Below are 17,770 nucleotides of genomic sequence, written 5' to 3'. Positions count from 1 at the left end.
GTAGGCGCAAGGCAGGGGCGAGCGCAAGGGATCAGGTGGCGCGGCGGTATTCTGCGATGGCCTGTGTAAGGGCGCCGACGCCCCAGAGCACGAGTGCAAAGATCACCACGCAGACCATGAAGTTGAGCGCGGTTTGCAACAGCCGCTGACCGCGCGTCGCAGGTTTGGCGAGAAACGGAATTTCCGGGCGCAGCAAAAAGCGCGAGGCGAGGTAGGCAAATAGAAGCCCTGCGAGGAGCCAATAGGTCACGTCGAAAATCAGCGGATCATAGGTTTGCGCCAGATAGCTTGCGAACCCGACCAGCAAAATCCAGCGGATGACCTGAAACACCTCGTCGGTGAAGGCCTCAAAGCGGCGGCCCATGGCGTAGCGCCATGATTTATCGGTGATCCGTGTCATGGCTTTTGTTGTGACGCCCAAGCCAGACCGCGTCCAGTCTCGGCAGGTCCGCGCGCGAAGAGTTTACCAGCGTCGCGTCATGCCGCGCGGCGCAGGGTTGCGGTCATAACGCCCATCCCGATCAAGGCCACGCCGCCCGAGCGTGTCAGCCATGTGATCACCGAAGGTCGCCTGATCGTGGCGCGCAGGCGATCGGCCAGCAGGGCATAGGCAAGCGCATTGAGCGCGGCGAGCGCGACGAAGGTGGCGGTCAGGATCACGAATTGCGGGGCAAGCGGGGCATCAAGAGTGACGAACTGCGGCACGAAGGCGATGAAAAACCCGATGGATTTGGGGTTGAGCGCGGTCACGGCGTGCTGTCGGGCGTGGCCACGGTCTCAAGTCCATCGATGCGCGGCGTGAGCAGCAATTTCAGCCCCATCCAGACCAGATAGGCCGCGCCAATCCATTTTAGCAGCGTGAACAGCGTGGCCGAGGCCAGCACAAGCGCGCCAAGCCCCAGGAGAGAGGCGCTCATCGCGATCAGATCGCCCAAGGCCACGCCCGTCGCCGAGGCAAGCGCGACCCGTCGGCCCTGTGACAGGGCATAACTTAGCACCAAAAGAACTGTCGGGCCGGGAATGAGCAAAAGCGCGGTCGAGGCGGCCACGAAGGTCAGCCAGAGATCAAGCGGCATGTCAGGGCCCTTTTTGGTCAGAGAACACGGCCCGCGACCGCGTCAAGTTTGGCCACAAGGGCCGGATCGCGGGCCTCGGGGGCGGTGAGAATGGCGAATTCAAGCGCGCGGTCACAGCCATGCGGACAGGCCGCGCGATCCGCGCCCAAAAGCGCGGGCAGGCGGCGCACCATGTCGCGGCCCTTGTCGGCATTGCCCATCAAGGTGGCGATGATGGCGGTCACATCGACCTCGCCGTGATCGGGGTGCCAGCTATCGTAATCTGTGATCATCGCGACGGAGGCATAGCAAAGCTCTGCTTCGCGGGCGAGTTTGGCCTCGGGCATATTGGTCATGCCGATCACGTCACAGCCCCAGACCTCGCGGTACATTTTCGATTCCGCCAGCGTGGAAAATTGCGGGCCTTCCATCGCCAGATAGGTGCCGCCCTTGTGCACGGTGACACCGGCCGCGCGCGCCGCCTCTTCGCAGGCCGCACCAAGGCGCGGACAGGTCGGATGCGCAACGCTCACATGGGCGACGCATCCGGTGCCAAAGAAGGATTTTTCGCGCGCAAAGGTGCGGTCGATGAACTGATCCACGATGACGAAATCGCCCGGCGCCATGTCTTCGCGAAACGAGCCCGAGGCGGACACGCTGATCACATCGGTGACGCCAAGCCGCTTGAGCGCGTCGATATTGGCGCGATAGGGCACGGTGGTCGGCGAATGCACGTGACCGCGCCCATGGCGCGGCAGAAACGCCATTTTGACACCCTCAAGCGTGCCGGTCAGGATCTGATCCGAGGGCGCGCCCCAAGGGGTTTCAACCGCCTGCCAGGTGGCATCCGCGAGCCCGTCAATCTCGTATAGGCCAGAGCCGCCGATTACGCCGATCATCGTGTCAGTCATGTGAAATCCCTGCAAAATGGAGTGTTTGACAAAGTGTTACGACGGTTTGGGTCAAATGAAAATGCCTGCACCGGTGAAGGTGCAGGCAAGGCGCGCGCCGCCCTCATCCCCGAAGACGGGCGCGCCGGGCCGGGCAGAGGTTAGCCCAGCTTTTCGACAACCTCGTCCGTGCTCCAGACGGCGTTGGCCATGTAGCGAAAGTTGATCAGCGCGGCGAGATATCCGTCGCCCTCGGGCAGCATTGCGGCGGCGGTGCCATCAGAGACCACGGCCACCTCAAACCCCTGCTCAAGCAGCTCGCGCATATGGCTTTCGGTACACAGGTTGGCCGACATGCCCGCAAGGATCACCTGATCAATGCCACGCTTGCGCAGTTGCAGGACCATGTCATTGGTTTCGGGGCCGTAAACCTTGTGCGGCGAACAGATGATGGTTTTTCCGTCATGAATATACTCTTTATATTCAGGCATATAGTCGGCGCCAGATCCCTCGAACCCGTCGAGCGACAGCGGCCCCGCGCGATCAAACATGCCGATCTTGTGCATCAGCTTTTCAAGCGCGCCTTCGAATTTCCAGCCGTGATCGGTGGGGTAATAGTAATGCGGCGAGATCGCCACGGTGAGGCCCTTGGCCTTGGCCGCGCGAAACAGGCGACCGATGTTTTCAACCGTTGGTTGCGCGTCACGCTTTCGCCGACCACGCCCCATGTCACCCCGTCGGGCGACAGGAAATCGACCTGCGGGTCGGTGACCACAAGCGCCGTGCGCGACAGATCAAGCACCATGTCACTTGGCGGCAGGGCCGGTTCGGCGGGGGGCGCATAGGGGTCTGTGGTCTGCGCCTCGGCGGTGCCTGCGGCGAGGGTGGCGGCGGTCGCCGCGCCAAGCGCTGCGGTGCCGGTCAGGGCCTGGCGGCGGGTGAACCTTGGGTTATTTCCATGATCGTGGTCGTTGCAATTGCACATCTTGGCATCCTTTTTAATGAGTGGTTTCGCATGCCTTAAGCTGGCAGGTCCGATGTGCCTTTTCGTCCTGAAAACGTGGCTTCACGATTAGTTTTGGTGCCAGTTCTGCCAAGGCATGACAAAATGTCCCCATGCATATGACCCATCCAAACCCTGACCCGCATGACCGTGTCCTGACCGAGTTGGACATCGAGGCCGATCCGTTCGCCATTTGCGCGCTTGAAGGGGCTTGCTCGCTCGGCCTTGGGCGTGCGCCGGGGGCGACCTTGCATTATGTTCTGGGCGGGCGGGGGCAGCTAAGCTTTCAATCCCTGCCGCCGATTGATCTCGCGCCTGGGCGGCTGGTGCTTGTGCCTTCAAGCCTGCATCATTCGCTGCGCAATCATGGCGGTGGTCAGGTCGGATTGCCGGTCTGCCAGCCTGCGGGCCTTGATCTTGAACAGCATGTTGAGCGCGGCGAGGGTGGCGGAAACATGGTTGTGCTCTGCTCGACGGTCAAGCTTGGCCTGCGCGACACGCACGGGCTTGTCGATCTGATGCGTGTGCCGCTGACGCTTGACCTTGGCGATGCGCCGGGGGCGGCGCAGGCGATCAATGCCCTCGTCGGCGAGGTGACGCAATCGCGCACCGGGCGGCGGGCGATGATCCGGGTTTTGTTGCTGCAATGCGTGATCGAGATGCTGCGCCAGCGGCTGGATGCGGGTGACCCGGCGGTTCTCTGGCTTTGCGCGCTGGCCGATCCGGGCCTGTGGCGCAGCCTGCGCGCGATGCTGGATGATCCGGGCGCCGCGCATTCCCTGGAAGGGCTTGCCGAGGTCGCAGGCATGAGCAGGTCCCGCTTTGCCGAGCGGTTTCAGATGTCTTACGGTCGCGCGCCGATGGGGTTTTTGCGCGCCCTTCGCCTTGCGCGCGCGGCGCAGTTGTTGACTGAGCGCCGCGAGCCGGTGAAACGCATCGCAGAGATGGTGGGCTTTACCAGCCGCAGCGCCTTTACCCGCGCCTTCATCGAGGTATGGGGCCAGTCGCCGCGCGCCTTTCGTCAGGAAAAAAACTGGTTGATTGCCCGCCTCAGGCCGCCGAGCGGGCGCAAAAGGTCACCTTGTTGCGCCCCTGCGCCTTGGCCAGGTAAAGCGCGCGATCGGCCTCATCAAGCAACAGATCAACGGTCGGGGCGACATAGGCAGCGCTGGGCGTTGCCATCGTCACGCCGATGCTGATGGTCACATGCAGCGGCTCGCTCTGGCCCGGCACGGTGATCGGTGTCTGGCGGATCACGTGACAGAGCCGGTCTGCGGTCTTCTGGGCGTGAAAGCGATTGCTGCCGGGGGTCACGATCAGAAACTCCTCGCCGCCGATCCGCGCCAGCATATCGCCTTCACGCAGATGCGCGCGAAGCTGATTGGTCACGGCGCAAAGAACACTGTCGCCGGCGGCATGACCGTAGCGGTCATTGACCTGTTTGAAGAAATCTAGATCGGCCACCATGACGGCAAAGCTGCCCTCGTTCTGGCGCGTTTCCTCAATCAGGCGATTCAGGAAGGGCAGGGCATAGCGCCGGTTATAGGCGCCGGTCAGCGGATCGACCACAGCCGCCTGAAGGTCCAGCAAAAGCTGTGTGCGCATTTGCTTGCTCCAGCGTTTGTGGCAAAGTTGATTGTCCATCCGAAGCGCAAGTTCATCGCGGTCCGCCAGCCCGATGATCACATCATTTGCCCCCATATCCAGCAGGGTGATGGCAAGCGGGCTTGTGTCGTCATCCAAAAGCGCGATCACCGGACAGCAATGGGTACGCTGCGCGGCCTTGAGCTCGGCCAGAAGGCGCAAGCCCTCTTCGGCATCGGCAAGCCCGATCCGCAAAAGGTAAACATCCGGGATTTGCTGATCCGGGGCAATCGGCATGGCCTGTTCGGTCCCGTAAGCGCTGAACTGATGGGGCGAATCCTGGGTCATCATCCCCTGAAGCGCGAGCGCCTCCGGCTTGGAGCGCGCAACGATGGCGATACGGCCCGGTCTTTGAAACTCGCGCCGCGCCTCGGCAAAGCCGAGCACATGCGGCACTTCTGATTGCATGGTCAGGTCGTGATTGTTGTGATGCTGGCGCAAAAGGTTGCGCAGCCGCGCCAGCAAAAGCGGCTCTTGCACCGGTTTTGTCAGGATATCATCGGCCCCTGCGCGCAGAACCGCATGGCGTTCATGCACACAGGAATGGGTCTGCAACAGGATGATCGGTGTGGTGGTCAGGGCTTTGATCTTGCGCAGGGCGGTCACGAACTCTGCGGCGGCCGTGCCCGACAGATGTGCACTGGCCAGAATCAGGTCGGGCCGGGTGCTGGCGGCCATTGCCAGCGCCTCGGTTGCCGAACTGGCCTGAACCACTTCGTAATGGGCCGCCGACAGTTTGACCTTTAGGACAATCCTGTTGGTGGCCAGATCATCGACAATCAGAATTTTATCTGACATGGCACAGCGCCTTTCTGACTTGCCCTTTTTGCATGCTCAACTATCCATGTAAGAAGTTAAGAAAACCTTTCACGAAATTAACCTAGGTGACCATGCAGCAAGAATCCGCCGAGACGATCGCATTGCAGGCTTTGGCCTGGCTGGCCGGGCATGACGAGCTTTTGCCGGTATTTTTAGGGGCAAGCGGCGCGTCAGAGGCCGATTTGCGGTCGCGCGCCACCGAGCCGGAATTCCTTGGCGCGGTTTTAGACTTCTTAATGATGGACGACGCCTGGGTTGTGGAGTTCTGCGATATGCAGGGGCTGAGCTATGAAACCCCGATGATGGCGCGCGTGGCCTTGCCCGGCGCCGAACAGATCAACTGGACATGAGCGGGCCCGCGCAAGACCACCGTGTCGATGGCATCCTGTTTGACAAGGATGGCACGCTGTTTGATTTTCACGCCACCTGGAGTGTCTGGGCCCATGGCGTCATCAGCGAGCTTGCCGAGAACGACGCGAGCGTGATGCAGCAGCTTGCGGATGTGGCGGATTACGACCTTGCGCTGCGGCGGTTTCGCCCGACCAGTCCGATCATCGCGGGCACCAATCGCGAGGCGGCGGAATGTCTTGCGCGGGCATTGCCGCGCCGCGCGGTGGACGAGATCGAGATCTACCTGATGCAAAGCGCCGCCCGAGCGCCGCTTGCGCCTGCGGTGCCGCTTGTGCCCTTTCTGGACGGGCTGGCGCGGGCGGGGCTGCGGCTTGGGGTGATGACCAATGACACCGAGCACGGCGCGCGCGCGCATCTTGGGGCGGCAGGCGTGGCCGGGCATTTCCATTTCATCGCCGGGTTTGATTCCGGGCATGGGGCAAAACCCTCGCCCGCGCCGCTTTTGGCCTTTGCCACCGCGATGGCGCTTGATCCCGCGCGCATCGCAATGGTCGGCGATAGCACGCATGATCTGATGGCCGGGCGCGCCGCGGGCATGCAGACCATCGGCGTGTTGACCGGCCCGGCACAAGAGGCCGATCTAGCGCCGCTGGCGGATGCGGTGTTTCCCGATATCGGACATATCACCGGCTGGCTTGGGGCATGACGCGCCACCCGCTGTTTGGCCTGATCCTGGCCGTGTTTGGTGCGCTGACGCTGACGCCGGATGCCTTGTTCATGCGATTGTCAGAGATGGGCGGCTATCAGATGGTCGGCTGGCGCGGTCTTTTGATGGGCATGGTGATGCTGGTGCTTTGGGCGCTGACGAGCCGGACGCGGCGGCGTGATCTTGCGGTGCTGGCCAGTGGATACGGCGTGCTGATCCTTGTGTGCCAGTATTTCAATGCGACGCTCTTTAGCCTTGGCATCGCCCATGCGCCGGTGTCGATCGTGCTGTTCTCGGTGGCGACGGTGCCGGTCTTTGCCGCGCTTTTCGCCCGGCTGATCATCAAGGAACCGACGCGCCCGGCCACATGGGTCACGATTGCGGTGGTGATGGCGGGCATCGCTTTGGCGGTCTTCGGCGGCGAGGGCGCAGGCGTCGGCCTTGATCGCACGGCACTTTGGGGGGCCTTGGCGGGCTTGGGCGTGGCGATGGTTCTGGCGATGAACTTTGTCATCCTGCGCGCCCAGCCACAGATACCGATCCTTCTGGTGATCGGCCTTGGCGCGCTGATCGCTGGTGCCACGGGCGCGACCATCACCGGAAGCAGCGTGATGATGCAGGGCAATGTCTGGGCGATTGCGATCTGCGGGTTGGTGATCTTGCCGGTCTCGTTCTTTTCGCTCTCGCTGGCCTCGCGCTACACCCATGCCTCGAACGTCAGCCTTGTGCTGTTGCTTGAAACCGTTCTGGGGCCGCTTTGGGTCTGGCTTGGGATGGGCGAGGCGCCGACGCCACTTATGCTTGCGGGCGGCGCAGTGGTCGTGGTGAGCCTTGCCATTTATCTCTGGTTCACCGGGCGGCGGGTGGCCGCGAGGGCGGCGGCGTGACCGGCCTGAGGTCGCGAAAATCAAAAACGACAGGATAAGTCGCAAAGCGGCATGTTGCGCCCGCAAGAGCGGTGTTTCGTTACATCAGACGAGCACGCGGAGAGCATGACATGGCTGAAGATCTCAAACGCAGAACACGCAGTGGCGGGCGCGCGGGCAGTGTGGCCCGACGCGGCAGCGCGGTCATCGAACAGATGCCGTGGAACCCGCCAATCAATATCGACCGCCCGACCGAGCCCCTGAACGAGGCCGGCGTGCTCGCCGTGCATGACGGCGCGATGCGCATTCTCGAAGAGATCGGCATCACCTTCCTCAATCCCGAAGCGGTCGAAATCCTGCGCGCCTCGGGGGGCTGCACCATCGAGGGCGAGAACGTCCGAATGGGGCGCGATTTCGTGATGGAGATGATCGCCATGGCCCCCGAGCAATGGACGATCACCCCGCGCAATCCCGATCACACCCTGACGATCGGCGGGCAGCATCTCAACTTTGGCAACGTGTCGTCGCCGCCAAGCTATTGGGACATGAAAATCGGGCGCAAGGTGACCGGCACCCGCGAGATGTGTCAGCACCTTCTGATGCTGAGCCAGTATTTCAACTGCGTGCATTTCATCGGCGGCTATCCGGTCGAGCCACAGGACATCCACGCCAGTATCCGCCATCTTGACGTGCTTTATGACAAGCTGACCCTGACCGACAAGGTGGCGCATGCCTATTGCCTTGGCAAGGAACGCGTCGAGGATGTGATGGAGATGGTGCGCATCGCGGGCGGTCTCAGCCATGAGGAATTTGAGGAAAAGCCGCGGATGTACACCAACATCAACTCGACCTCGCCGCTCAAGCATGACTTTCCGATGCTCGATGGCTGGATGCGGATGGCGCGGCGCAATCAGGGGCTTGTGGTGACGCCCTTTACGCTTGCCGGCGCGATGGCCCCGGTCACCATGGCGGGCGCGGTTGCGCAATCGCTGGCCGAAGCGCTCTGCGCGGTTGTGCTGGCGCAACTGATCCGGCCCGGCGCGGCCTGTGCCATCGGGACGTTCACCAGCAATGTTGACATGAAATCAGGCGCGCCCGCCTTTGGCACCCCCGAATATATGCGCGCCACCCAGATGACCGGGCAAATGGCGCGGTTTTACAAACTGCCGATGCGCGCAAGCGGTGTTTGCGCCGCCAATGTGCCCGATGCTCAGGCGACATGGGAGACCTCGAACAGCCTTTGGTCGGCGGTGCAATCGGGCGCGCATATGGTCTATCATGCGGCTGGCTGGCTTGAAGGGGGGCTGATCGCGAGCCCGGAGAAATTCGTGATGGATTGCGAGATATTGCAGCATATCCAGCGGTATATGGACCCGATGCTAACCGCGACAGGTGTCGATGATATCGCCATTGATGCTATCCGCGAAGTCGGTGATCAGGGCCATTTCTTTGGCATTCAGCACACCCAGGATCGTTACACGACGGCGTTTTATCAACCCTTCCTGAGTGATTGGCGCAATTACGAGGCCTGGGAGGCGGCCGGGGCGGTCTGGACGCCTGCGCGCGCGCATCAGATCTATCTTGATATCATCGAGAGCTTTGAGGCACCGCCCATGGGCGAAAGCATCCGCGAGGAACTTGCGGCCTTTGTTGAGCGGCGCAAGGCCGAAGGCGGCGCGCCGACGGATTTCTGAGGCTGGTGGCGCCCCTTTTGCGGGCGCTCCCACCCGCCCACCCCGCGCCCGCAAAAGGGGCGGGTCGGCGGGCCGGGGAAAAGATCGCCAGTGCGATGCCGGGCAAGGCGCCGCAGGTGCCCTTGCATGTTTCGGGCTGGAACCGGATGTCGCGGGATGGGGCCGATGCCGAGCAGTTGCTTCGATATATCCGCGATGATGCCGAGATTGAAATTGCCTATCTCGATCTGGAAGAGCGTCAAAGCCGCAGGGCGATCCAACCCTTGGCGTTAATTTATTAAATTGATGTGGTGGTTCTGATTGCCTGGTGCACCCTGCGACAGGATTTCAGGCATTTCCGGATCGACCGGATCACGGAGTGTGCGCCAACCGGGCGGCATTTTACGGCAGAGTCGGCGGCGCTTCGCGATAGCTGGGCGCAACGCGCCGCTTTGCCTTGATACTGCCCTTCGAGATTTCAAAGGTGACCTTGCTGCGCAGTTACGCTTTGTGGCGACGTTCGTGCAAGGCCTGAGTGACGATCTGAAAGGCAGAGGACAGGAACAGCCCCGCCATCACCGCCGCCACGATCACATCGGGCCACCCCGTTGCCGTGCCCCAGACGGCCAGGGCGGCAATGATCACCGCGACATTGCCGATCGCATCGTTGCGAGAACACAGCCAGACCGAGCGCACATTGGCATCCCCGTCCTTATAGCGCAGCAGCAAAAGCACACTCGCAACATTTGTGGCGAGCGCCAAGACCCCGACACTGCCCATGATCGAGGCCTCAGGCAGGCCGAGGTAAAACACCCGGTAGAGGGTCGAGCCGAACACCCATGCCCCCATGAGGGCGAGGCTTATGCCTTTGGCGAGGGCGACTGCGCTGCGAATGCGGGCGGACTTGCCGATCACCGCAAGCGAGATGCCATAGGTCAGAGCATCGCCGAGGAAATCAAGCGCGTCGGCCTGAAGCGCCTGGGATTGTGCGAGGTGGCCGGCGCTCATCTCGACCAAAAACATCGTGGCATTCAAGGCAATTACGATCCAGAGCCGCCGTTTGTAATCGGCAGACATGCCTTCAAAGTTGCTGGTGTGATCGTGGTGCCCTGACATTGGCTCTCGCTTTCCGGTCAAGCACTAACATGCCGCATTGGACTTGCACAGGCGGGCATTTCCTAGGCGGGCCCATGCCGCGCAGCCTTGCCATCGAGCCACTTGCGACAGGCCCGATCCACCCCGGCATGCAGCAGAAGCGTCAGCACCGCCAGCACGATCAGCGCAGCGAACATCAAATCAATCTTGGCGCGCCCATTCGCAAGAAGCATCAGGTAGCCAAGGCCCTTTGACGCACCGACCCACTCGCCAATAATCGCCCCGATCGGGGCATAGACAGCTGCCAGTCGCAACCCCGAGGCAAAACCCGGCAGGGCCGCGGGCACCCGGATATGCCACATAAGGCGGTGCCGGTTCGCGCCCATGATTCGCCCCAGATCAAGCCAGTGTTGCGGCGTGCGCATCAGCGCATCAAAGAACGCCGAGGTGACCGGAAAATAGATGATCAAAAGAGCCATCGCCACCTTGGACCAAAGCCCATAACCCAGCCAGAGCGTCAGGATCGGCGCGAGGGCAAAGACCGGGATCGACTGGCTGAACACCATCATCGGCCGGATCAACCGGCGCGCCATCGGCGAGGCGGCAAGACCAATCGCCGAAAACCCGCCAAGCACCGCCCCCAGAGCCAGCCCAAGCAGGACTTCGGCCCCGGTGATGGTGGCGTGATGGGCGATCAGCGCGCGGCTTTTCCACAGCGTTTCGAATACCCGCACCGGATCGGGAAGGATAAAGGGCGGCAGATCGGCCAGCATCACCAGAGCCTGCCAGAGGACAAGCGCAAGGGCCGTCGAGGCGATGATGGTAACGAGGCGCGTCATCATGCGGTTTTATATCCCAGGCTTGCGGCATCAAAGAACGCCCGCTCAAGCCGGGTTGCGGTGATGAATGTCTCTTCCACCGCGCGCATCTCGTCGGGGCCAAGGCCCTGCCATGCGCGATCAAGCTGATCCCGCAGATAGGCGACCACAGCTTCGAACCCTGCACCGCTATGCAAGCTGATCCATTCCCCGAACCAGAACGGCAGGTCCCCGGCCTTATCGGCATGCGGGTTGGCCCAGCTGAGGTAGGACCACTCCGCGACGACCAGAACCGCAAGCATCTGTTCATAGCGCCCCGAGCGGGCGGCCTTTGCCATCAGCGCCTGAAACTCTTGCGTTACCGGATGGGCGGGGGCGGGTGGTTCGGTGGTGCCGCCAAGGGCGGGGATGGCGCGCAGGAAATAGGTGTTCTCGGGCCCCGAGATCAGGCCGAGAAACTGCGCCGCAGGGATCGCATCGCCAAGGCTGGGTGCCTGTGCGATGGCCGAGGCCAACAGCCGCACGAACCCCTCGATGAACAGGTAATCCTGGCGCAGATAGGCCAGCATTTTATCCTGCGCGAGAGTTCCTGCGACCAGATCGTTGGTAAAGGCGTGGCTGGTGGCCGCAGTCCAGTCAGGCTGGCACAGCGACTTGAGGTGATCGGTGGGGCGCATCGCGGGCTCCTTTTGCATGGGCTCAGGCGGTGGCGCGCAACAGCGCCAGAAGGCGGCCCTGCGCGGCAAGTGTTTCGCTATCATCGACCGGGCGTGGCGGCGCGCCCTTGGGCGGCGCGAAGTCGGTCAATCCGGTTTCGGACAGGATATGGATCGCATCGCCAAGGCGGGCGGCCTCGGCCGGGTCATGGGTGACCATCAAAACGGTTCGCCCGACAAGATGTTCCGCGCTCAGGTCCTGCATCTGGGCGCGGGTGCGCGCATCAAGCGCCGAAAATGGCTCGTCCAGCAAAACGATGGGGCGATCCTCCATCAGGGTGCGCGCAAGCGCCACCCGCTGGCGTTGGCCCCCCGAAAGAGCATCCGGCGTCTTGCCCGCATGATCGGCCAGGCCGACGCGCTCCAGCATGGCAAGCGCGCGCTCTTTGTCGCGCGGCGCACCACGCAGGCGCGCGCCAAGCGTGACATTGCCCAGCACGTCAAGCCAGGGCATCAACAGATCCCCCTGCGCCATCAGCGCCATCCGCCCCGGCAAGGCAAGCCCGTCAGAGGCGGTGATCGTGCCGGTGAAATCGGTCACGTCATCGACCCCTGCCAAAAGCCGCAATAGCGTGGTTTTGCCAACACCGGATGGGCCAAGCAGGCAGGTCCAGCGCCCGGCAGGCATGACGAGGCGCAGCGGCCCGAAAATCGGCGTGTCGCCAATTCGGGCGCTCCCCTCGATCACAAGGTCGGGCGGTTTCGGGCGCATCGGCGGCCTTCCTTTGTTTGACGCATGGCAAAAGGCAGGAAGGGCGCCGGGGTGTGGCGCAGTTTCCGTTCCCTCCGCCGGTGCGAGCCGGATCAGGTTCGGTGGGTTGGTCTTGCGACCTCTCAGCCCGAAACGGGCACCCCAACGGATGTGAAAGATGTAGCAATGCCCCCCTGCCATGGCAAGCCTTGGCCGACCTTTGCGAAAAATTGCCTGAATTTCAGGCGTTCAATGCTTGTTAACCTGAGCATGGCACAGTTGCGCGGTATGAGTGGAGAATGCGATGCACGGGCTGGTTAACCGCGCCATAGAAAGATTTGTTCGCGACACCTATGGGCGCGATGTTTGGATTGAAACGATAAGACGGCTCGATCTGGGGTATACCGAGTTTGAGGCGATGATGACCTATGAGCCGCAAGTGACCAAAAAGGTCCTTACGGCCCTGGGGCAGCGCCTTGATAAGGCGGTGCCGGATCTGCTTGAAGATATCGGCACTTACATGATTTCACACCCCAATATTGAGGCGCCGAGACGGCTTTTGCGCTTTGGCGGGGTGGATTTTGTGGATTTTCTGCATTCCCTTGATGATCTGCCCGAGCGCGCGCGCCTTGCCGTGGCGGACCTTGATTTGCCGCTGCTTGAACTGCGCGATCATGGCGAGGGCAGCTATAGCCTGAATGTCGGCTTGTCCGAACATCACGATCTGCGTTTGGGGCATGTGGTGATGGGGGTTTTGCGCGCGATGGCGGATGATTACGGCGCCTTGGTGTTTCTGGAACACAGAGGCGCAAGCGCAGGGCGCGAAGTGATCTTGATTCGCCTGCTTGAAACGGCATTTGCCAGCGGCCGGAGCTTTGAACTTGGGGCTGGGGGGCTCGCTGGATGAGTGACGAAAAGTATTCTTCCTACGACCTGCTTGATCTTTTGTGCCCGATGCACGCGGTGCTCAATGGCACCGGGCATGTGGTGCATGCCGGGCCGACCCTGCACAAGGTATTTGACGCAAAGCCGTTGATCGGCGCCCGGTTCCTGGAGCGGGTTGAACTGCGCCGTCCGCATGTGGCCGATACGATGGAGGGGCTGCGGGGCTGTCATGGCGCGCGGCTGCATTTGCGTTTGCGCGACGGGCTGCGCACCGGCATGAAAGGTGTGCTGATTGCCCTGTCGAAAGACGGGGCGTCGCTTGGGCCGCCGGGGGGGGCGATCATCAACCTGTCCTTTGGTATTTCCGTGGTCGATGCCGTGCGCGACTTCAGCCTGAATGCCGGGGATTTTCCGGCGACTGACCTGACCATCGAGATGCTCTATCTGATCGAGGCGAAATCGGCCGCGATGGAGGCGTCGCGCAAGCTTAACCTGCGGCTTCAGGGGGCGCGCATTGCCGCCGAGGAGCAGGCCTATACCGACACGCTGACCGGCCTCAAGAACCGCCGCGCGATGGATCATGTGCTTGAGCGGCTGATGCAGACCGAACAAGATTTTGCCTTGATGCATCTCGATCTGGATTTCTTCAAACAGGTGAATGACACGATGGGCCATGCCGCCGGAGACCAGGTGTTGCAGGATGTGGCCCGGCGCATTTTGGCGGAAACCCGCGCGGACGATCTTGTCGCGCGCACCGGCGGGGATGAATTCGTGCTGATCTTTGCCGGGCTGACCGGGCGTGAGCGGCTGACCGAGATTGCCACACGTCTGATCATGCGCCTTGAAGAGCCGGTCCTGTATAACGGTCAGGAATGCCGGGTCTCAGGCAGCATCGGCGCGACGCTTAGCTGTGCCTATGAGGCCCCCGATATGGCGCGGATGATGGCGGATTCCGACCTCGCGCTTTATGCCGCCAAGGCGCGCGGGCGCGGGTGTCATGTGATCTACGAGCCCGCCTTGCGCGACGATGCCCCCCGCTGCGCGGCATCGGCTAGGGCGCTCTGCCCCCGTTAGAAGCGCGCCGGATCATAGGGCGAAAGGTCGATGTTGGGCCGCTCGCCCATGGCAAGACCGGCGGCCAGCCGCCCGGTTTTCGGCCCCATCATGAACCCCCAGTGGCTATGGCCAAAGGCGGCGATAAGGCCGGGTTGCCCTTTGATCGGCCCAATCGCCGGCAGGCTGTCGGGAAACGATGGGCGCAGGCCCGACCAAGTTTCATAGCGTGCTTCTGCGAGATCCGGGCAAAGCTTGCGCGCGACCTTCGCAAGCGCCTGTGCCCGCGCGGGGCTTGGCTCGGTCTCAAGCCCGCCGAATTCGGCGGTGCCCGCGGCGCGCAATGCGCCCTCCATGCTGCTCGCGACGAGCTTCATATCGGTGTCCATAACCGAATTGTTGAGCGTGACCGGCGCATCAGGAAAGGCAAGGTGATAGCCGCGCTCGGCCTCAAGCGGGACATCAATCCCAAGCGGCGCCAAGAGCCGCGTCGACCAGGCGCCGGCGGCCAGAACAACATTTGCGGCGCGGATCGGGCCGCTGTCAGTATTGATCTGCCAATCCTCGTCGGTGCGCAAAAGCCCGGTGACCCTGGCCTTAACCACGGTGCCGCCCAAACCGCAGAGCTTATCGGCCAGCACCGCGCAAATACGCCCCGGCGAAAGCGCGCGGGCCTGTCCCTTGATCAAGAGCGCGGATTTGAAGGCAGGCGACAGGGCCGGTTCAAGATCGCGCAATGCGGCGGTATCAATCGCTTCAAGCTCGGCGCCATATTTCAAGCGCAGCTGATTGGTGAAACTGTCAAGCCGGGCGGGGGCCGCGCCGCGACTGGCCATCACGTAATAGCTGTCTTTTATCAGGTCTTCATATCCGGTGCCGACCAAAAGCTGGCGGTAGAGCGTGACATTGTCGTGGTTCAGCGCATGCATCGCCGCCGCAGTGGCCTCAACCCGGTCACGTTGCCCCGCGCGCAGAAACCTGAGCGCCCAGGGTAAGAACCGAAGTGCATGGCGCGGGCGCAGATGCACTGGCCCCGACGGATCAAGCACCCAACGCGGGATATCGCGCCACAACCCCGGAAGCGATTGCGGCACCACGGAAAACGGCGAGATCACCCCGGCATTGCCCATCGAGGCCCCCTGACCGGGCGCATCGCGATCAATCAGGCGCACCGGCGTGCCGCGCTCGGCCAGAGCAATGGCGGTGCAAATCCCGACGATGCCGCCGCCGATCACGGCGGTGGGCTGCGGCGTGCTCATGCGCTCTGCGCCGGAACCGCCGCCGCCCGGCTTGCGATCACCTGCATCGCGATTGCGGGCGCCATGACCACAAGGGCGGCGATGTCGCTGCCGAGGCTGGGCGCGACCAAAAGCACGCCGCCGACCAAAAAGCTAAACCGCCAGAGCCCACGCAGGGGCGCCAACAGGAACCCGGCCACCGCCGCCCCGACGCAGAAAATCCCGAACCCGCAGGTGATCGAGACCTGAAGGAAGGATCCAAGCGTGAAATATTCCGGCAAAACGATCAGGATTGTCGGCGCATAGACAAACACCATCGGTACCATCAACTTGCCAAGGCCAAGCGTAAAGGCGGTCATCCCGGTGCGGAACGGGTTGGCATTGGCAATCCCCGCCGCCGCATAGGCCGAGGCACAGACCGGCGGCGTGATCTCGGAAATCACCCCGTAGTAAAGCACGAACATATGCGTCGCGAGCGGTGGCACGCCAAGCTGGCTGAGCGCCGGGGTGGCGACCGCAACCAGCATAATATAAAGCGCCGTCGTCGGAAGGCCGGCCCCCATCAGGATACAGGCCATCGCGATCAGAACCAGCGAGATGAACTGTTGCAACGAGGGTTGGCTGAAGGCCTCGATCGGCATCCAGTCGAGCATCGGCGCGATCATCATCGACAGATCCGAGGCGCCGTTGGTGACCATGAACCCCATGCGAAAGCCGACACCGGTGGTGTTGATCACACCGACCACGATGCCCACCGCCGCCGAGGCCGCCCCGACCGCAAGCGCGTATTGCACGCCGACGTGAAAGCTATCCAGAAGATCGCCGAAATCCTGGCGTTTGTTGCGGTGCAGCGACCCAATAAGCGTGAGCGCGCCAAGCACCCCGGCGATTGTCGGCGAAAAACCGGCGCCGCTCATCGGCGAGGCCTTCCAGAAGATAAAGCCCAAGAGCCCAAGCGGGATGATCAGGGTCGCGGGTTTGTCGATGCCGCAGAACCCAACGATGATACAGAGCATCAACCCCATGAAGGCCGCCATATTTGGCGAATAGCCGGAAAACAGCACCATCAAGAGCGCGATCAGCGGCACGATCGTGACCCAGCCCTCGCGCCAGACCGCCAGAAAGCGGGGCAGATCCTCTTTGGCATAGGCCGTAAGGCCAAGGCGGCGGGCAGTGAAATGGACGATCGAAATCACGCCGATATAATGCATCAAGGCGGGTACGATGGCGGCGATCACGATGGTGGTATAGGGCACCTCGAGATACTCGGCCATAAGAAAGCTGGCCGCGCCCATGATCGGCGGGGTGATCTGGCCACCGGCCGAAGATGCGGCCTCAACCCCGGCGGCGAAATGGCCGGGGTATCCCATCTTTTTCATGTTCGGGATGGTAAGCGAGCCGGTCGAGACGGTGTTGGCAATCGACGAGCCGGAGATGGTGCCGAAAAACGCCGAGGAGACGACCGACACCTTGGCAGGCCCGCCGGTATAGCGCCCCGCCAGCATCATCGCGTTGTCGATGAAAAACTGGCCAAGGCCCATGCGCTGGGCGACGACGCCAAACAGCACAAAGTGGAACACCACCGTCGAGACCACCCAAAGGGTGATGCCAAAGATGCCCTCGGACGGGAAATACATGTTGTTGACGAACTGCCGCCAGTCGACGCCCGGATGGCGCAGGATCTGGGCGGGCATTTGCGGACCGAACAGCGCGTAGATCATGAACACCATGATGATCATCGGCAGAACAAAGCCAATCGTCCGGCGGGCGATTTCCAGCGTCGAGATCACCAGGATCGTGCCAAGCGCCACATCGGTCGTGGTCGGATTGCCCTGGCGCAGGGTTTGTTCGGGGATATCAAGGCCAAAGCCGGTAAAGCCCCGCCAGCTTACCCAGAGAAACAGGGCGGCGGTGATGCTCAGCACGATCAAGGCCCAGTCATAGAGCGGCACATTGCCCGGCGCCGCAAGACTTGGGCCCTTGTAATGCAGGCTGCTTGCCGTGCGGATCAGTGGGAAGCTGATGAAAATAAAGAAATAAAGCCCCGCAAGGTGAATGCCCATATGCACATGATCGACCGGCGTGCCAAAGCCTGCGGTCCATATGTGATAGAGCGCAAAGATGATCGTCGCCCAATACCCGATTTTCTTGAGCAGGGGCCCGTTATCGCGGGTGTTGAGCGCGGAATCGTACTTTTTCTCAAGCTCTTCCAGAGCCTTGGCATCCAGCGTGTGCTCGCTGCTCATGGCGTAACTCTCCTGTCGGGG

Annotated in this window: 19 protein-coding genes, 2 pseudogenes and 1 riboswitch; of the genes and pseudogenes, 9 read left to right on the top strand and 12 right to left on the bottom strand. The window is 62.3% G+C overall.

Going from position 1 to position 17,770, the window contains the following annotated elements; genetic code table 11:
* Nucleotides 1–31: 31 nt before the first annotated feature.
* The 5 genes and pseudogenes from ROG8370_RS13060 to ROG8370_RS20965 form a co-directional block, all read right to left on the bottom strand.
* Nucleotides 32–400: a hypothetical protein gene (locus ROG8370_RS13060; protein WP_085827633.1), complete on the bottom strand. Its 369-nt coding sequence runs from the start codon at nucleotides 398–400 to the stop codon at nucleotides 32–34.
* Between the two features lie 77 nt (nucleotides 401–477).
* Nucleotides 478–1,076 (bottom strand): annotated as a pseudogene (locus tag ROG8370_RS13055) (LysE family translocator).
* A gap of 17 nt (nucleotides 1,077–1,093) precedes the next feature.
* On the bottom strand, nucleotides 1,094–1,966 hold the full coding sequence (locus tag ROG8370_RS13050; protein ID WP_085827632.1) for an S-methyl-5'-thioadenosine phosphorylase: 873 nt from the start codon (nucleotides 1,964–1,966) through the stop codon (nucleotides 1,094–1,096).
* A gap of 140 nt (nucleotides 1,967–2,106) precedes the next feature.
* On the bottom strand, nucleotides 2,107–2,616 hold the full coding sequence (locus ROG8370_RS20970; protein WP_245827368.1) for an isochorismatase family protein: 510 nt from the start codon (nucleotides 2,614–2,616) through the stop codon (nucleotides 2,107–2,109).
* Nucleotides 2,511–2,930, bottom strand: a complete 420-nt coding sequence (locus ROG8370_RS20965) for a hypothetical protein (RefSeq protein WP_245827364.1) — start codon at nucleotides 2,928–2,930, stop codon at nucleotides 2,511–2,513. Before ROG8370_RS20965 ends, ROG8370_RS20970 begins: the two co-directional genes overlap by 106 nt.
* Before the next feature lie 131 nt (nucleotides 2,931–3,061).
* Between ROG8370_RS20965 and ROG8370_RS13040 the strand changes: the two are divergent.
* Nucleotides 3,062–3,961, top strand: a pseudogene (locus ROG8370_RS13040) (helix-turn-helix transcriptional regulator); the annotation flags it as partial.
* A 37-nt stretch (nucleotides 3,962–3,998) separates the two neighbouring features.
* On the opposite strand, the gene ROG8370_RS13035 reads toward ROG8370_RS13040, so the two are convergent.
* Nucleotides 3,999–5,390 carry a diguanylate cyclase gene (locus ROG8370_RS13035; protein ID WP_139838135.1) on the bottom strand — a complete coding sequence of 464 codons (1,392 nt, stop codon included), beginning with the start codon at nucleotides 5,388–5,390 and terminating at the stop codon, nucleotides 3,999–4,001.
* A 92-nt stretch (nucleotides 5,391–5,482) separates the two neighbouring features.
* On the opposite strand from ROG8370_RS13035, the gene ROG8370_RS13030 reads away from it, so the two are divergent.
* The 6 genes from ROG8370_RS13030 (at nucleotide 5,483) to ROG8370_RS21430 (ending at nucleotide 9,468) form a co-directional block, all read left to right on the top strand.
* Nucleotides 5,483–5,761, top strand: coding sequence for a DUF3572 domain-containing protein (locus ROG8370_RS13030; RefSeq protein WP_139838134.1), 279 nt, complete (start codon nucleotides 5,483–5,485; stop codon nucleotides 5,759–5,761).
* Nucleotides 5,758–6,468, top strand: coding sequence for an HAD family hydrolase (locus tag ROG8370_RS13025; RefSeq protein ID WP_085827630.1), 711 nt, complete (start codon nucleotides 5,758–5,760; stop codon nucleotides 6,466–6,468). Before ROG8370_RS13030 ends, ROG8370_RS13025 begins: the two co-directional genes overlap by 4 nt.
* Complete coding sequence (locus ROG8370_RS13020) at nucleotides 6,465–7,355, top strand: DMT family transporter (protein ID WP_085827629.1); 891 nt, start codon at nucleotides 6,465–6,467, stop codon at nucleotides 7,353–7,355. The genes ROG8370_RS13025 and ROG8370_RS13020 overlap by 4 nt, the downstream gene beginning before the upstream one ends.
* 110 nt (nucleotides 7,356–7,465) lie before the next feature.
* Nucleotides 7,466–9,028, top strand: coding sequence for a trimethylamine methyltransferase family protein (locus tag ROG8370_RS13015; protein ID WP_085827628.1), 1,563 nt, complete (start codon nucleotides 7,466–7,468; stop codon nucleotides 9,026–9,028).
* A 5-nt stretch (nucleotides 9,029–9,033) separates the two neighbouring features.
* Entirely contained in the window at nucleotides 9,034–9,309 is a 276-nt protein-coding gene (locus tag ROG8370_RS13010; RefSeq protein WP_085827627.1) for a hypothetical protein, read from the top strand.
* Nucleotides 9,310–9,315: 6 nt separating this feature from the next.
* Nucleotides 9,316–9,468: a WYL domain-containing protein gene (locus ROG8370_RS21430; protein WP_170925237.1), complete on the top strand. Its 153-nt coding sequence runs from the start codon at nucleotides 9,316–9,318 to the stop codon at nucleotides 9,466–9,468.
* Between the two features lie 40 nt (nucleotides 9,469–9,508).
* Here ROG8370_RS21430 and ROG8370_RS13000 read toward each other — a convergent pair whose 3' ends face one another.
* The 4 genes from ROG8370_RS13000 to ROG8370_RS12985 form a co-directional block, all read right to left on the bottom strand.
* Nucleotides 9,509–10,123 (bottom strand): cation efflux transmembrane domain-containing protein, encoded by a 615-nt coding sequence (locus ROG8370_RS13000; RefSeq protein WP_085827625.1) that lies wholly within the window; start codon nucleotides 10,121–10,123, stop codon nucleotides 9,509–9,511.
* Between the two features lie 62 nt (nucleotides 10,124–10,185).
* The gene (locus ROG8370_RS12995) at nucleotides 10,186–10,941 is read right to left on the bottom strand and encodes an ABC transporter permease (RefSeq protein ID WP_085827653.1); all 756 of its coding nucleotides are present in this window, start codon (nucleotides 10,939–10,941) and stop codon (nucleotides 10,186–10,188) included.
* Nucleotides 10,941–11,597: a TenA family protein gene (locus tag ROG8370_RS12990; protein WP_085827652.1), complete on the bottom strand. Its 657-nt coding sequence runs from the start codon at nucleotides 11,595–11,597 to the stop codon at nucleotides 10,941–10,943. Before ROG8370_RS12990 ends, ROG8370_RS12995 begins: the two co-directional genes overlap by 1 nt.
* A gap of 22 nt (nucleotides 11,598–11,619) precedes the next feature.
* Nucleotides 11,620–12,348, bottom strand: a complete 729-nt coding sequence (locus tag ROG8370_RS12985; protein ID WP_085827624.1) for an ABC transporter ATP-binding protein — start codon at nucleotides 12,346–12,348, stop codon at nucleotides 11,620–11,622.
* Between the two features lie 52 nt (nucleotides 12,349–12,400).
* Nucleotides 12,401–12,502, bottom strand: a riboswitch (TPP riboswitch).
* A 129-nt stretch (nucleotides 12,503–12,631) separates the two neighbouring features.
* On the opposite strand from ROG8370_RS12985, the gene ROG8370_RS12980 reads away from it, so the two are divergent.
* Both ROG8370_RS12980 and ROG8370_RS12975 read left to right on the top strand, forming a co-directional pair.
* Nucleotides 12,632–13,234: a heme NO-binding domain-containing protein gene (locus ROG8370_RS12980; RefSeq protein WP_085827623.1), complete on the top strand. Its 603-nt coding sequence runs from the start codon at nucleotides 12,632–12,634 to the stop codon at nucleotides 13,232–13,234.
* Nucleotides 13,231–14,286 carry a GGDEF domain-containing protein gene (locus ROG8370_RS12975; RefSeq protein ID WP_085827622.1) on the top strand — a complete coding sequence of 352 codons (1,056 nt, stop codon included), beginning with the start codon at nucleotides 13,231–13,233 and terminating at the stop codon, nucleotides 14,284–14,286. The genes ROG8370_RS12980 and ROG8370_RS12975 overlap by 4 nt, the downstream gene beginning before the upstream one ends.
* Here ROG8370_RS12975 and ROG8370_RS12970 read toward each other — a convergent pair.
* Nucleotides 14,283–15,524 carry an NAD(P)/FAD-dependent oxidoreductase gene (locus ROG8370_RS12970; RefSeq protein ID WP_085827621.1) on the bottom strand — a complete coding sequence of 414 codons (1,242 nt, stop codon included), beginning with the start codon at nucleotides 15,522–15,524 and terminating at the stop codon, nucleotides 14,283–14,285. The genes ROG8370_RS12975 and ROG8370_RS12970 overlap by 4 nt on opposite strands.
* Nucleotides 15,521–17,749, bottom strand: a complete 2,229-nt coding sequence (locus tag ROG8370_RS12965) for a TRAP transporter permease (protein ID WP_085827620.1) — start codon at nucleotides 17,747–17,749, stop codon at nucleotides 15,521–15,523. Before ROG8370_RS12965 ends, ROG8370_RS12970 begins: the two co-directional genes overlap by 4 nt.
* Between the last annotated feature and the right edge of the window lie 21 nt (nucleotides 17,750–17,770).

It is taken from the genome of Roseovarius gaetbuli, assembly GCF_900172365.1.
Taxonomy (GTDB): Bacteria; Pseudomonadota; Alphaproteobacteria; order Rhodobacterales; family Rhodobacteraceae; genus Roseovarius; species Roseovarius gaetbuli.
The sequence above is the reverse complement of the archived record's forward strand: the minus strand, read 5'-3'. Positions and strand labels throughout refer to the sequence as shown.